Here is a 14,339-nt window from a genome sequence, read left to right on the forward strand (position 1 = left end):
CCGCGCGATCGAACGGTGGAAGCAGAGCCAGTGGCTGAGTTCATCTACTCCATGTACAAGGCGCGCAAGGCGCACGGCGACAAGGTCATCCTCGACAACGTCTCGCTGAACTTCCTGCCCGGCGCCAAGATCGGCGTCGTCGGCCCCAACGGCGCCGGGAAGTCGACGATCCTCAAGATCATGGCGGGCCTCGAGCAGCCGTCGAACGGCGAGGCGCGCCTCTCCCCGGGGTACACGGTCGGCATCCTCATGCAGGAGCCGCCGCTCAACGAGGACAAGACGGTGCTCGGCAACGTCGAGGAGGCGGTCGGCCCGCTCAAGGCCAAGATCGACCGTTTCAACGAGATCTCCGCCCTCATGGCGGAGCCCGACGCCGACTTCGACACGCTGCTCGCGGAGATGGGCACGCTGCAGGAGGAGATCGACGCCGCCGACGCGTGGGACCTCGACTCCCAGCTCGAGCAGGCGATGGACGCCCTGCGCTGCCCGCCGCCGGACGCCGACGTCAAGGTCCTGTCGGGTGGTGAGCGCCGCCGCGTCGCGCTGTGCAAGCTGCTGCTGGAGAAGCCCGACCTGCTGCTGCTCGACGAGCCCACCAACCACCTCGACGCCGAGTCGGTGCTGTGGCTCGAGCAGCACCTGGCCACCTACCCGGGTGCCGTCCTCGCCGTCACCCACGACCGCTACTTCCTCGACCACGTCGCGGAGTGGATCTGCGAGGTCGACCGCGGCCGCCTCTACCCGTACGAGGGCAACTACTCCACCTACCTGGAGAAGAAGCAGGCCCGCCTCGAGGTGCAGGGCAAGAAGGACGCCAAGCTCGCCAAGCGCCTCAAGGACGAGCTCGACTGGGTGCGCTCCAACGCGAAGGGCCGCCAGACGAAGTCGAAGGCGCGCCTGGCCCGCTACGAGGAGATGGCGGCGGAGGCCGAGCGGACCCGCAAGCTCGACTTCGAGGAGATCCAGATCCCCGCGGGCCCGCGCCTGGGCAGCGTGGTCCTCGAGGCGAAGAACCTGCAGAAGGGCTTCGACGGGCGCCAGCTCATCGACGGCCTCAGCTTCACGCTGCCGCGCAACGGCATCGTCGGCGTCATCGGCCCCAACGGCGTCGGCAAGACCACGCTGTTCAAGACCATCGTGGGCCTGGAGCCGCTCGACGGCGGCGACCTCAAGGTCGGCGAGACGGTCAAGATCTCGTACGTCGACCAGTCGCGCGGCGGCATCGACCCGAAGAAGACGCTGTGGGAGGTCGTGTCCGACGGGCTCGACTTCATCAAGGTCGGCAACGTCGAGATCCCGTCCCGCGCCTACGTCGCGTCGTTCGGCTTCAAGGGCCCGGACCAGCAGAAGCCCGCGGGCGTGCTGTCCGGCGGCGAGCGCAACCGCCTCAACCTCGCCCTGACGCTCAAGCAGGGCGGCAACCTGCTGCTCCTGGACGAGCCCACCAACGACCTCGACGTCGAGACGCTCGGCTCGCTGGAGAACGCCCTGCTCGAGTTCCCCGGCTGTGCCGTCGTGGTCTCCCACGACCGGTGGTTCCTCGACCGGGTCGCGACGCACATCCTCGCGTACGAGGGCACGGAGGAGGACCCGGCGAACTGGTACTGGTTCGAGGGCAACTTCGCCTCGTACGAGGAGAACAAGGTCGAGCGCCTGGGCGCCGACGCCGCGCGCCCGCACCGCGTGACGTACCGCAAGCTCACGCGCGACTGACCCGCGCCCGCTGCGCCTCTCGACGCCCCCGGCCCCCGCGCGGTGCCGGGGGCGTCGTGCGTCCGGGGCGCGGGAAAGGGCTTGGGTCGCCGGACCGGCGGCGGGGATACTCCTGCGATGACCGCGACGACCTCCCGCAGCCGCCCCACCTGGCCCGACCTGCCCGCCGCGGTACGCGCGGGGATCGAGGCGCGGCTGGGGGCACCGGTCACGGGCTGGACGAGCCACGACGGCGGCTACTCCCAGGGCCTGGCGTCCACCCTCCGCACCGCGGAGGGTGCCGTGTTCGTCAAGGCGGTCGGCGCCGAGCACCCCTTCACGGTCGGCCTGTACCGGGAGGAGGCGCGGCGCGCCGCGCTGCTGCCGGACGGCGTGCCCACGCCCCGGTTCCTGTGGTCGGCGGACGTCGCGGGCGACGGCGGGGACGACTGGGTGGCCCTCGGGTTCGAGACACTGGCGTCGCGCGCGCCGCGCATGCCCTGGGTCGACGACGACCTGCGCGCCGTCCTCGACCTCGCGGGCCGCCTGGCCGAGCACCGGGTGGCCGCGGGTCTGCTGCCGGACTTCGAGACCGAGCTGCCGGCGGACCGGACGCAGCGCCTCGCCGCGGAGCTGCCGCGGGGGCTCGCGTCGTACGACCCGTGGCTCGCGGCGCACCTGGACCGGCTCGCCGACCTCGAGCAGGGTGCGCGGGCCGCGGTGGCGGGCGACGCGCTGGTGCACGGCGACCTGCGCGGAGACAACGCGCTCCTCGTCGACGCGCCGCTCGTCGATCGCCCCGGTGGCGCCGCGGGCACCCGCGCGCTCGCGGTCGACTGGCCGAACGCCGCCCGCGGCGCGGCGTTCTGCGACCTGGTGGGGATGCTGCCCGCCATCCGGCTCGAGGGCGGGCCGACCCCGGAGGAGGCGCTCGCCCTCCGCCCGCTGCCCGCGGGGACCGCGGAGGGCGCCGTCACGGCCTACCTCGTGGCGCTCACGGGGTACTTCGTGCACTCGTCGCTGCAGCCGCCGGTCCCCGGCATCCCGCACCTGCGCGCGTTCCAGCGCGCCCAGGGTGAGGTGTGCGTCGCGTGGCTGCGCCGTCGTCTGGCCTGAGACGGCGGGGCGTCAGGAGGACGCGAGCGGCAGCTCGCAGACGTCCGAGTACCCCTGGCTGCGCACCCCCGCGGCGGAGAACGAGCGCGACCGCATGTTCTCCACCGCGACCATCTCGGTGAGCTCGACCAACGCCGGCGCCCCCAGGCGCGCGAGCAGGGCGGCGACCATCTCGTCGGTGACGGTCGGCGGGGTGGCGGTCACCGCCTCGGCGTAGGCCATGACGTCGCGCTCCAGCTCGGTGTACACGTCGGCGTCACGCCACCGCGGCACCTGGCTCACCTTGCGCGGGTCGAGCCCGTCCTCGCGCGACAGGAAGTAGCCGAAGTCGAGGCACCAGCTGCAGCCCACCGCGGCGGCCGTGGCCATCTCCGCGAGGGTCTTGAGGGTCGGGTCGAGCGCCTTCCAGCGGGCGACCTTCATCTCCAGCCCGAACATCGCCCGCATCGCCGGCCGATGATGGGCGAGGACGTACGCGCTGTCGGGGACCTGTCCGAAGGTCCGCCTCGCGTACCACGCGATCGCGCGGCCGTAGAGGCCCGAGAGCTCCTTGCGGGGGATGCGGAACGTGCTGGACACCTGACGCCTCCAAGGACGGCCGTGGGTGGTGCGGTCCCGGCGTGCGCGGCACGCCGTCGTGCCCTCCCATGGGACCACCGATCGGCGCCCGGGGCGCCGTCGTGTGCGCATCGTCACAGGTCAACCCTGCACGGATCGTCGGCGGTGGGCACACTGGGCTCATGACCGACCCGGACCCGACGCCCCCTGCACCGCGGGACGAGGCGACCGCCCGGGAGCTCGTGGACGCGCTGGAGGTGCTGCGCGCGCGCCTGGGTGGCGTGCGGCTGCCGCTGGAGACCCCGGGCGTCGCTGCGGCGCGCACGGACCGGCGCCGGGCCCTCGACCAGCTCGACGACTACCTGCTGCCGCGCCTGCGCGCCGAGCGGGCGCCGCTGCTGGTCGTGGTCGGCGGGTCCACCGGTGCGGGGAAGTCGACGCTGGTCAACTCCCTGCTGGGCGAGCCGGTCTCCGCACCGGGGGTGCTCCGGCCGACCACCCGTGCCCCCGTGCTGGTGCACCACCCGCTCGACGCGCGCTGGTTCACCACCGACCGGGTGCTGCCGGGCCTGGCGCGCGTGACGTCGTCCGGCGATGCCCGCGACGGCGGGAGCACCCCGGCGCACGCCGAGCGGCCGGTCGAGGGCGCCGCGGCGCTGCGGCTGGTCGCGAGCGACGCGCTGCCCCAGGGCCTGGCCCTGCTCGACGCGCCCGACGTCGACTCGGTGGAGGTCGCCAACCGGGAGCTGGCCGCGCAGCTGATGGGCGCCGCCGACCTGTGGCTCTTCGTCACGACGGCGGCCCGGTACGCCGACGCCGTGCCGTGGGACCTGCTGGGGCAGGCCGCCCGCCGCCGCGCGCAGGTCGCGATCGTCCTGGACCGGGTGGACCCGGGTGCGGAGGTCGTGGCCGAGGACCTGCGCCGCATGGTCGCCGAGCACGGGCTCGAGGATGCGCGCGTCTTCGTCCTCGGCGAGGCGGCGGAGCAGGGGCCGGACGCGCTCGTCGACGGCCTGCTGCCGGAGCCGGCCGTCGCGGAGATCGCGACCTGGTTGTCCGGGCTGGGCGGCGACCCCGAGGCGCGGGCCCGCGTCATCGCCGCCACCCGGGACGGGGTCGTCGACGACCTGGTGCGCCGCGCGGTCGCCCTCGCCGAGGCGGCGGACGGGCAGGAGGTGGCCGACGCCCGGCTGCGCGACGCCGCGCGCCGCTACCACGCGGAGGCGCTGGACCAGGTGGAGGCGGCGACGTCGGACGGCGCGCTGCTGCGCGGCGAGGTGCTGGCCCGCTGGCAGGACTTCGTCGGCACCGGGGAGTTCTTCCGCGCCGTCGAGGCGGGCGTCGGGCGGGCCCGCGACGCCGTGGTGCGGTTCTTCCGCGGCCGGCCCAAGGAGGGCCCGCAGGTGGAGCAGGCCATCGCGCACGGCCTGGAGTCCGTGATCCTCGACGCCGCGGAGCAGGCCGCCGAGCGGACGTACGCGGCCTGGCGCGGCGACGCGGCGGGCGCCGCGCTGCTGGACGGCCTCGACCTGGCCCGGGTGCCCGCGGCGCTGCGCACCGAGGTCGCCGAGCAGATCCGCGGCTGGCAGGAGGACGTGCTGGAGCTGGTGCGCGAGCAGGGCGCGGCGCGGCGCGGCACGGCGCGGGCGGTGTCGTTCGGCGTCAACGCCCTCGGCGTCAGCCTCATGGTGATCGTCTTCGCCTCCACGGCGGGGCTCACCGGCGCGGAGATCGGCATCGCGGGCGGCACCGCCGTCGTCGCGCAGAAGCTGCTCGAGGCCGTGTTCGGTGACGAGGCGGTGCGGCGCCTCGCCGCGCAGGCGAAGGAGCGGCTGCAGGCCCGCGTCGAGACGGTGCTGCGGGGCCAGGCCGCGCGGTACACCGCGCAGCTCGACGCGCTCGGCACCCAGGAGACGGGCGCGGCAGGCGTCCGGGACGCCGCGCACCGGGTGGCGGCCGCGGCCCGCGCCGAGCGCGCGGCCCGCACGGTGCCGGACGAGGGCTCCACGCGCCCCTGGAGCGGCGGCCTGCTGCGCGGGGCGGGGACGCTGCGCCCGCCCGAGGGGCCCGGTCGTGTGGACTCGGCCGACGACGGCGGCCGCGACGCGGAGGCCGGCGGCCCCGCGCGCCACGCGGGCTGGTGGTCGCGCTGGCGCGCCCGCGACCGGCGCGAGGAGGGGGACGCGTGAGCCGGATCGACCTGGCGGACCGGACGGCGGCCCTCGAGACGGCCGTGGCCTCGGCCAGCGGACGGCTGGACCGCGCGCTGCTCGACGAGGCGCGCGCCGTGGTCACGCGGGCCCGCGAGCGGGGCGGCCTGTCGGCGGAGCACACGGTCGTGGCACTCGCGGGCGCCACGGGCTCGGGCAAGTCCAGCGTGCTCAACGCCGTCGCCGGCGAGGAGATCGCGGCGGTCGGGGTCCGGCGCCCGACGACGTCCCACCCCGTCGCCGCGGTGTGGGGCGACGGGGCCGGACCGCTGCTCGACTGGCTCGAGGTGCGGCGCCGGCAGGAGATGGCGCTGCCCGAGGACGAGGAGGACGGCACCCGCCCCGCCCGGCGGGGGCTGGGACGCCTGCGCGGGCGGCGTGCGCCCGCCGGGATCTCGACGGGGCTCGTGCTGCTGGACCTGCCGGACCACGACTCGGTGGTGGTGGAGCACCGGGTGCGGGCGGACCGGCTGGTGGAGCGCGCGGACCTGCTGGTGTGGGTCGTCGACCCGCAGAAGTACGCCGACGCGGCGCTGCACGAGGGCTACCTGCGGCCGCTGGCGGGCCGTGCGGAGGTGGTCGTGGTCGTGCTCAACCAGACCGACCGGCTGACCGCCGCGGAGACGGACGCCATGCTCGCCGACCTGCGACGCCTGGTCGCCGCCGACGGGCTCGACGGGGCGCGCGTGCTGGCCGTCTCTGCCGCTACGGGGCAGGGGATGGACCAGCTCAAGGGCCTGTTCGCCGAGGCCGCGGCGCGCCGGGAGGCCGCGACCGCGCGGCTCGCGGCGGACGCCCGGGCGGCCGCGCAGGCCATCGTCGACGCCTGCGGGTCCGGCCCGGCGCCCCGCGCGGGGGAGCGGGCGGCGGGCACGCTCGTCGACGCGCTCGAGGCCGCGGCGGGCGTGCCCACCGTGGCGGACGCGGTCGCGGCCGCGAACCGGCGCGACGCGCACCTCGTGACGGGCTGGCCCGTGACCCGCTGGGTGTCCCGCCTGCGGCGCGACCCGCTGCGCCGCCTCGGCCTGCGGCGCGGTGGGGAGGACGGCCGCGAGAACGGCGGACCCGGGCGGGGCGCCCCCGAGCGGCCGGACCTGGTGCGCAGCTCGCTGCCGACGGCCCGGCCCGCGGTGCGCGCCGCCGCCGCGTCCGCGGTCCGCCGGTACGTCGACGAGGTGACCGACGGGGCCCCCGACGCCTGGGTGCTCGTGGCGCGCGCCCGGGCGCAGGACGGGACGGACCGGCTGCCGGGCGACCTCGACCAGGCGGTGGTCGGCACCCGGCTGGAGGCCTCGCGCCGGCCGAGGTGGTGGGCCGTCGCGGGCTTCGCCCAGTGGCTGCTCCTCGCGGCCGCCGTCGTGGGCCTGCTGTGGCTCGCCGCGGCCGCGGTGATCGAGTACTTCCGGCTGCCGCCGCTGATCCTGCCCGTGCTCACGGTGGACCTCACCGGCTCGGGCGGCGGGGTGCTCGAGATGCCGTGGCCCACGCTCCTCGCGATCGGCGGCCTCCTGCTGGGCCTGCTGCTCGCGCTGGTCGCGCGCGGCGTCGCGGCGGTGGGCGCCGGGCGCCGGGCCGCGCGCGTGCGCCGCCGCCTGCGCGAGTCGGTGTCGGGCGTCGCGGACCGTCTGGTGCGGGTCCCGGTGGGCGACGAGCTCGGCGCCCTCGCCCGCTGCCGCGCCGCCGCCGCGATCGCCGCGGGCTGACGGCGGGACGATTCCGGGGCGGGCCCGCCGTCGTGCGACGATGCGAACCATGACCCGACTGCACGTCCCCGTCCCGCTGCGCTGGTCCGACCTCGACGCCTACCAGCACGTCAACAACGTCGCGATGTTCGGCCTCCTGGAGGATGCCCGCATCACCGCGTTCTGGCGCCACGCGGATGCGGCGGACGGCGAGGAGTGGCCCACGGCCATCCTCGACACCGGCCCCCACGCGACGTCGCACACGTTCGTCGCCGGGCAGCAGATCGAGTACCTGCGGCCGCTGGGCTTCACCCGCACCCCGGTCCGCGTCGAGATGTGGATCGGCACCATCGGCGGGGCGAGCCTGGAGGTCTGCTACGAGGTGCACGACGGGGCGCCCGCCGGCTTCCCGCGGACGGCCCCGGCGTCCGGCGCCGCCCCGTACGTCAAGGCCGTCACGACGATCGTCGTCGTGGACGCGGCGAGCGGGAAGCCGCGGCGCGTGACCGCGGACGAGCGCGCCGCCTGGGAGCCGTTCCTCGAGGAGCCCGTCGCCTTCCGCCGCCGCGGCTGACCCGCCGAGGTGGTCCCGATCCTGCCGAGGTAGTGGTCCAGTCCACTACCTCGCGGGGGTTGACCCGCGGGGGTGTTCCCGATCTGGCCGAGGTCGTGGCCCAGCCCCTTACCTCGCGGGGATCGGGACCACCTCGGCGGGTCAGCCCAGCAGGTCCAGCACGGCGCGCTCGGCGCCCGAGCGTGTCCGTGCCGGGCCGATCGTCTCGCCGTGCTCCCACAGGTCGAACAGGCGCGGGTCGATGTACGACGCGCGGGCGACGGCGGGCGTGTTGCCGAGCTCGTCGGCCACGTCGCGGACGATCTCGGCGACCACTCGCGCCCGGCCGCGTCGGGACCGGGGCGCCTCGCCGACGTCGGCGAGCGCCCGCGCGGTGAGGACCGTGGCGTGCCAGGTGCGGAAGTCCTTGGGCGTCGCGTCCTCGCCGAGCCGCTCCTTGACGTCGGCCTGCACGTCCGCGCTGGTGACGTCGTGCCAGCCGTCGTCCTCGCGCCATGCGAGCAGGTCGACGCCCCCGCGGCGCCTCTTGAGCGTCGTGACGAGGCCGGCCACGACGGGGTCCGCCACGAGGACGTCGCGCAGCTGCCCGGACTTGGCGGGGTAGCGGAAGTGCACCGTCCCGTCGCGCCGCACGGTGGCGTGCTCCTTGCGGATCGTCGCGAGGCCGTAGCTGCCGTGCCGGGCCGCGTAGACCTCGCCGCCGGCGCGGAAGTACGCGTCGTCGAGCAGCCGGAACGCGAGCGCGAGGACAGTGCGCCGGCCCGCGCCCGGCCGGCGCAGGTCGCGCGTCACGCCCGCCCGGGCGGCGGGCAGGCGACGGCCGACGTCGAGCACGTGGTCGTGCTTGCGCCGGGACCGCCGCTCCTGCCACTGCGCGTGGTAGAGGTACTGGCCGCGCCCGGCGTCGTCCCGGCCGAACGCCTGCAGGTGGCCGTCGGCGTGGCGGCAGATCCACACGTCCGTCCACGCGGGAGGGATCGCCAGGTGCGTGCAGCGGGCCACCTCGGCCTCGTCGTCCAGCGGCGCGCCCCCGACGTCGAGGAACACCCAGCCGTCGCCCTTCGCGCGGCGCGAGTAGCCCGGCGAGGACGCGGAGACGTGGCGCAGTCGCACGCGCACAGTGTGCGGCGCGGCGGCGGTCCCCGCACCGCCGCCGCGGGCGGTGGTGCGGGGACCGAAGGGTCAGGCGGGCGGTGGTCCGTCGAGCGCCGGTCAGCCGGGCAGCCGGACCATGCCCTCCTGCGCGATGCTCGCCACGAGGTGGCCCTCGCGGTCGTAGACGCGCGCCAGGCCGAGGCCGCGCCCGCCCTGTGCGCCCGGCGACTCCTGCACGTACAGCAGCCAGTCGTCGGCGCGGGCGTCGCGGTGGAACCACATCGCGTGGTCGAGGCTCGCCATCGGCACGGTGCCGCCGACGTCGGTCCACGACTTCCCGGCCTGGCGCAGCACGGGCTCCAGCATCACCTGGTCGCAGGCGAACGCGAGCAGCGCGCGGTGCAGCAGCCGGTCGTCGGAGGCGATCGCGTGCCGGGCACGGACCCACACCTGCTGGGTGGGCTTGGGGTCCGGGTCGGGGCCCAGGTACAGCGAGCCGCCCACGTGCCGCAGGTCGAACGCCGACTCGTGCGACCAGAACTTCGCGGCGGGGTGGTCGATGCCGTCGAGCATCTCGATCGCCGACGGGACGTCCTCGGGCGCGGGGACGCCGGCCGGCGCGGGCTCCGCGGCCTCGTAGCCCGGCTGCTCGGTCTGGAACGACACCGTGAGCGACAGGATCGGCTTGTTGTGCTGGATGGCGTGCGAGCGGCGGGCGCTGAACGACCGGCCGTCGCGCAGCCGCTCGACGGCGAAGTCGATCGGGGTGTCCAGCGTGCCCTCGCGCAGGAAGTACGCGTGCAGCGAGTGGGGCAGGCGGTCGTCGTCGACGGTGCGCCCGCAGGCGAGCAGCGCCTGGGCCAGCACCTGGCCGCCGTACACGCGGCGGGCGGGGCCGGGGACGCTGTCGCCGCGCCACAGGTCGTCCTCGCCGCGGGGACCCCAGCCGTCGACCTCGCGCAGGTCGAGCGCGGCCAGGAGCCGGTCCAGGGCGTCGGGGATGGCGCCCGAGGCGGGATCGGTGGTCGTCGTCTCGCTCACGCTCACTCCTCGAAGGTGTTGATCATGGAGTGCGCCGCGCGCTCCAGGTAGTCCCACAGCTGGGACTCGTGGATCGGCGCCAGGTCGAGCGCGTCGACGGCGGTGCGCATGTGCGCGAGCCAGCGGTCGCGGGCTTCCGGGTTGACCTTGAACGGCGCGTGCCGCATGCGCAGCCGCGGGTGGCCGCGCTGCTGGCTGTACGTCGTCGGCCCGCCCCAGTACTGCTCGAGGAACAGCGTGAGCCGCACCTTCGCGGGCCCGAGGTCCTCCTCCGGGTACATGGGACGCAGCACCTCGTCGTCAGCGACGCCCTCGTAGAACACGTCGACGAGGCGCTCGAAGGTGGCGTGCCCGCCGACGGCGTCGTAGAACGTCTCCGGAGGGGTCGCGGGTGAAGTCTGGTCCGTCACCGGGCCATCCTCCCAGACCTGGCGGGGCTGCTTCTCCCGCCCGGGCGCCCGGCGCGTTAGGGTGGTCACGGACCTGCAACGACGCACTCCACGGGAGGCCCCCATGACCATCGCCCCGAACAAGGCTGACGACATCCTCGCGGCGCTCGGCGGCAGCCGGAACGTCGTCGAGCTCGAGCCGTGCATCACCCGGTTGCGGGTCGAGGTGAGCGACCCGGCCCTCGTGGACGAGCCGGGGCTCAAGGCGTCGGGCGCGTTCGGCGTGGTGCGCTCGGGCCGCGTGGTGCAGGTGATCGTGGGGCCGGAGGCCGACGACCTCGCGGCCCAGATGGACCCGCTGCTCGTCTCCTGACCGCGCTCGTCGCCTGACCGGTCCGGCGTGGTCAGGCGTCGGAGGACTTGTCCAGCGCGGGCAGCTCCGACGCCTCCTCCAGCACGGGCAGCACGCCCGCCTCGCGCAGCTGCGCCTGCGCGAGGCGGCGCAGCTCGCGCGAGACCTCCCACTGGTCGCCGGGGCGGGTCTGCGCGTGCAGCGTGAACGTCAGGGTGGCGTCGTTCACGGCGTCGACGCCGCGCACGGACGGGGCCTCGAGCAGCACGGACGACAGCTCCGGGTCGGCCTGGAGGGCGTCCGCGGCCCGGCCGAGAGCGGCGCGCACCACGTCGACGTCCGAGCCCACGGGGACGCGCACCTCGGCCACGGCCCGGGACCACTGCTGCGTCATGTTGCCGGCCCGGAGGATCTCGCCGTTGCGCACGTACCAGAGGGTGCCGTCGAAGGCACGCACCTGCGTGACGCGCAGCTGCACCTCCTCGACGGTCCCGGTGGCTCCCGACCCCAGGTCCACCGTGTCGCCGACCCCGAACTGGTCCTCGACCAGCAGGAACACACCGGAGATGAAGTCCTTCACCAGGCTCTGGGCGCCGAAGCCCAGCGCGATGCCGACGACGCCCGCGGACGCGACCAGGGGGCCGACGTTGACGTCGAACTCCTGCAGCACCATCAGCGCCATGATCGTGCCGACCACGATGTTGGCCGTCGAGCGGAGCACCGACCCGACCGTCCGGGCACGCTGCGCGCGCCGCTGGCTGGCCAGCGGGTTCGCCATCGCGATCGCGTCCTCCACGAACGGCGTGCGCTGCAGGTAGCGTCGCCAGGTCGGCGCGGACTCCGTGGCCGTGGTGCCCGAGCCGGTCGCGATGCGCTCCGTGACGTGCGCGATCACCCGGCGCAGTAGCACCAGCACGACGATGCCGATCGCCAGGATGACGAGGACGTGCAGCGGCCAGTCCGTGAACCACTCCCAGAACTTGGTCCAGCCGTCGGCCGCGGCCTTCATCCCCTCGTCGACGATCCCGGTGTTCGTGGGCGTCGGCTCGGGGGACACCGCCGCCGGGGCAGCGGTCCGGAGGGAGAGGATCGCGGGAGTCACCCGACCACGGTAACGAGCGTCGCCGCCCGGAGGAAACGTCCGCGGGCCCCGGACGCCGCCGCGTGGGCGGACGGCCTGGTCGGGCGGGGGATGGCAGGATCGTTCCCGTGAGCAAGGACAAGCCGACCACCCACGAGTCGCCCGACGACGCGCGCACCGAAGCACCCGAGGCGGCGGCCGAGTCCTCGTCCGGGTCGGCGGCGGCGTCCACCGCCGCCGAGGAGCGCGGGGAGCCCGCTGCGCAGGACGCGGAGAAGGGCGACGTGAAGGCCGAGGCGCTACCCGAGGACGAGCCACCGATCGACGCGCCTGCCACGCCCGACGCGCCCGGCCCGTCGACGATCGCGGACGAGCCGGACGACGCGCTGCGCGAGCTGGCCGAGGCGTACGGCGTCCTCACCGAGCACCACGGCTTCGGCGGGGAGGTCGTGCAGGCCCCGGCGTCGACGCTGGTCTCCGTCCTCGGCGCGCTGGGCGTCCCCGCGGACTCGCCGCAGCAGGTGTCGCACAGCCTGCAGCGCGCCCGCGACGACGAGTGGCGCACGGTGCTGCCGCACACGGTCGTCGTGCGCCAGGGCGACGGTGCGCAGGTGCCGGTCCACGTCACCGACGGCGCGGCCGTCCACGTGTGGCTGGAGGTGGACGGCGCGGAGCCCGCGGCGCGCGACCACGCGGTGCGTCCCCGCCGCGACCTGGAGCAGCTCGACGTCTTCGTCGAGCCCCGCACCGTCGACGGCCGCCGGGTGGGGCGCGCGACGTTCGCGCTGCCGGCGGACCTGCCGCTCGGCTGGCACGCCCTGTACGCCCTGACCGAGGGGCACGAGACCCGCACCACGGTGGTCGTCACGCCCGGGCGGCTGGAGCTGCCGGCGGGCCTGGAGGACGACCAGTGGTGGGGCTTCCTCGTCCAGCTGTACTCGGTGCGCTCGAGCACGTCGTGGGGCGTGGGCGACCTGGCGGACCTCGCCGACCTGGCGTGGCTGACGGCGCACCGCGGCGGGGCCGACTTCGTGGGCGTGAACCCGCTGTCGGCCACCGAGCCCGTGACGCCGCTGACCCCGTCGCCGTACCTGCCCACCAGCCGCCGGTTCCTCAGCCCGCTGTACGTGCGGGTGGAGGACATCCCCGAGACGGCGTACCTGTCCGCGGCGGACCGCTCCCTCGTGGAGTGGGCGGCCGACCCGGTGCGCGACCTCGTCGCCGACCCCGGGGCGCTGGACCGCGACGCCGTGTGGGAGGCCAAGAAGGCCGCGCTCGAGGTGGTGTTCACCGCGCCGCGGCGCGCGGCGCGCGAGGCCGCCTACCAGGAGTTCGTCGCCGAGGAGGGCACGGGGCTGCGCGACTTCGCGACGTGGTGCGCGATCGTCGAGCACCTCGGCTCCCGCCCCCGGCCGGACGAGCTGGGCGACCCGGCCTCACCGGCCGTCGCGGCGCTGCGTGAGCAGCTCGCCGAGCGGGTCGAGTTCTACGTCTGGCTGCAGTGGGTCGCCGACGAGCAGAAGCAGACCGCCCAGCGCGTGGCGCGCGAGGCCGGCATGCGGATCGGGATCATGCACGACCTCGCCGTCGGCGCGCACCCGCAGGGCGCGGACGCGTGGGCGCACCGCGACGTGCTGGCGCGCGACGTCTCCGTCGGCGCGCCCCCGGACATGTACAACCAGCAGGGACAGGCCTGGTCGCAGCCGCCGTGGAACCCGCGCGCCCTCGCGCGGGCCGGCTACGCGCCGTACCGGGACATGCTGCGCACGGTGCTGCGGCACGCGGGCGCCCTGCGCGTGGATCACGTGCTGGGGCTCTTCCGGCAGTGGTGGGTGCCGGAGGGCTCCTCCCCGGCCGCGGGCGCGTACGTGCGCTACGACCACGAGGCGCTGCTCGGCATCCTGTGCCTCGAGGCGCACCGCGCGGGCGCCGTCGTCGTGGGGGAGGACCTCGGCGTCTTCGAGCCCTGGGTGCGCGACGAGCTCGCCGCGCGCGGGGTGCTCGGCACGTCGGTGCTGTGGTTCGAGAAGGAGGACGGGCGGCCGCTGGAGCCGGAGAAGTACCGTCGTGCGTCGCTCGCCACCGTCGGGACGCACGACATGCCGCCCGCCGCCGGGTATCTCGCCGGGGAGCACGTCGACCTGCGCGAGCGCCTCGGCCTGCTCGCCGACGACGCGCAGGAGCTGCGGGCCGCCGCCCGTGCCGAGCGCGACCAGACGGTGCTGGCGCTCGCCATGCGCGGGCTGGTCTCCGAGCACCCGTCGGAGCGGGAGATCGTCGAGGGCCTGCACCGCTACCTGCGCCGGTCGCCCGCCGCGCTCGTCGGCGTGCAGCTCACCGACGCCGTCGGCGAGCGGCGCACGCAGAACCAGCCCGGCACCGACCAGGAGTACCCGAACTGGAAGGTGCCGCTGGCGGACGGCTCCGGCAACGTGGTGCTGGTGGACGACCTGTTCGAGAACGCGCGCCTGCGCTCCCTCGTGCAGGCGGTCCGCACCGCGCGGTAGCACCGCCTCTGACGGACGGGAACACGCAGACGGAACCCCGCC

At 75.6% G+C, this 14,339-nt stretch carries 12 protein-coding genes; 7 read left to right on the forward strand and 5 right to left on the reverse strand.

All coding sequences use genetic code 11. The annotated features are described in order from the left end of the window. Positions 1-30: 30 nt before the first annotated feature. On the forward strand, positions 31-1,713 hold the full coding sequence (ettA, locus tag ACWF41_RS08755; protein ID WP_380320637.1) for an energy-dependent translational throttle protein EttA: 1,683 nt from the start codon (positions 31-33) through the stop codon (positions 1,711-1,713). Positions 1,714-1,830: 117 nt separating this feature from the next. Further along, positions 1,831-2,808, forward strand: coding sequence for an aminoglycoside phosphotransferase family protein (locus ACWF41_RS08760; RefSeq protein WP_380320634.1), 978 nt, complete (start codon positions 1,831-1,833; stop codon positions 2,806-2,808). A gap of 12 nt (positions 2,809-2,820) precedes the next feature. Here ACWF41_RS08760 and ACWF41_RS08765 read toward each other — a convergent pair whose 3' ends face one another. After that, positions 2,821-3,387, reverse strand: coding sequence for a carboxymuconolactone decarboxylase family protein (locus tag ACWF41_RS08765; protein ID WP_380320631.1), 567 nt, complete (start codon positions 3,385-3,387; stop codon positions 2,821-2,823). A 161-nt stretch (positions 3,388-3,548) separates the two neighbouring features. Here ACWF41_RS08765 and ACWF41_RS08770 point away from each other — a divergent pair, with 161 nt between their 5' ends. Genes ACWF41_RS08770 through ACWF41_RS08780 form a run of 3 tightly spaced genes read left to right on the forward strand, consistent with a single transcriptional unit; the run spans position 3,549 to position 7,832 of the window. Continuing rightward, the gene (locus tag ACWF41_RS08770; protein ID WP_380320628.1) at positions 3,549-5,555 is read left to right on the forward strand and encodes a dynamin family protein; all 2,007 of its coding nucleotides are present in this window, start codon (positions 3,549-3,551) and stop codon (positions 5,553-5,555) included. Then, the gene (locus tag ACWF41_RS08775) at positions 5,552-7,279 is read left to right on the forward strand and encodes a GTPase (RefSeq protein WP_380320625.1); all 1,728 of its coding nucleotides are present in this window, start codon (positions 5,552-5,554) and stop codon (positions 7,277-7,279) included. The genes ACWF41_RS08770 and ACWF41_RS08775 overlap by 4 nt, the downstream gene beginning before the upstream one ends. Before the next feature lie 49 nt (positions 7,280-7,328). Then, positions 7,329-7,832, forward strand: a complete 504-nt coding sequence (locus ACWF41_RS08780; RefSeq protein ID WP_380320622.1) for an acyl-CoA thioesterase — start codon at positions 7,329-7,331, stop codon at positions 7,830-7,832. Positions 7,833-7,973: 141 nt separating this feature from the next. Here ACWF41_RS08780 and ACWF41_RS08785 read toward each other — a convergent pair whose 3' ends face one another. From ACWF41_RS08785 to ACWF41_RS08795, 3 genes are all read right to left on the reverse strand, one after another. Further along, the gene (locus ACWF41_RS08785) at positions 7,974-8,945 is read right to left on the reverse strand and encodes a DNA topoisomerase IB (protein ID WP_380327198.1); all 972 of its coding nucleotides are present in this window, start codon (positions 8,943-8,945) and stop codon (positions 7,974-7,976) included. Between the two features lie 99 nt (positions 8,946-9,044). Further along, a complete protein-coding gene (locus ACWF41_RS08790) occupies positions 9,045-9,968 on the reverse strand; it encodes an acyl-CoA thioesterase (protein WP_380326469.1) in 924 nt (307 codons plus the stop codon). 2 nt (positions 9,969-9,970) lie between these two features. After that, positions 9,971-10,378 (reverse strand): globin, encoded by a 408-nt coding sequence (locus ACWF41_RS08795; protein WP_380326466.1) that lies wholly within the window; start codon positions 10,376-10,378, stop codon positions 9,971-9,973. A gap of 103 nt (positions 10,379-10,481) precedes the next feature. On the opposite strand from ACWF41_RS08795, the gene ACWF41_RS08800 reads away from it, so the two are divergent. Then, complete coding sequence (locus ACWF41_RS08800; RefSeq protein ID WP_380326463.1) at positions 10,482-10,730, forward strand: glucose PTS transporter subunit EIIB; 249 nt, start codon at positions 10,482-10,484, stop codon at positions 10,728-10,730. Positions 10,731-10,761: 31 nt separating this feature from the next. On the opposite strand, the gene ACWF41_RS08805 is transcribed toward ACWF41_RS08800, so the two are convergent. Further along, positions 10,762-11,811, reverse strand: coding sequence for a mechanosensitive ion channel family protein (locus ACWF41_RS08805; RefSeq protein ID WP_380326461.1), 1,050 nt, complete (start codon positions 11,809-11,811; stop codon positions 10,762-10,764). Between the two features lie 341 nt (positions 11,812-12,152). Between ACWF41_RS08805 and malQ the strand changes: the two genes are divergently transcribed. Continuing rightward, positions 12,153-14,297, forward strand: a complete 2,145-nt coding sequence (malQ, locus tag ACWF41_RS08810) for a 4-alpha-glucanotransferase (protein ID WP_380326472.1) — start codon at positions 12,153-12,155, stop codon at positions 14,295-14,297. Positions 14,298-14,339 lie beyond the last annotated feature (42 nt).

The sequence above is a fragment of the Isoptericola sp. NPDC055063 genome, assembly GCF_053608125.1.

Excerpts from the sequence above, each read along its gene's own strand:
- ACWF41_RS08760 (WP_380320634.1), top strand. The coding sequence starts at position 1,831 with ATGACCGCGACGACCTCCCGCAGCCGCCCCACCTGGCCCGACCTGCCC.
- ACWF41_RS08770 (WP_380320628.1), top strand. The coding sequence starts at position 3,549 with ATGACCGACCCGGACCCGACGCCCCCTGCACCGCGGGACGAGGCGACC.
- ACWF41_RS08780 (WP_380320622.1), top strand. The coding sequence starts at position 7,329 with ATGACCCGACTGCACGTCCCCGTCCCGCTGCGCTGGTCCGACCTCGAC.
- ACWF41_RS08800 (WP_380326463.1), top strand. The coding sequence starts at position 10,482 with ATGACCATCGCCCCGAACAAGGCTGACGACATCCTCGCGGCGCTCGGC.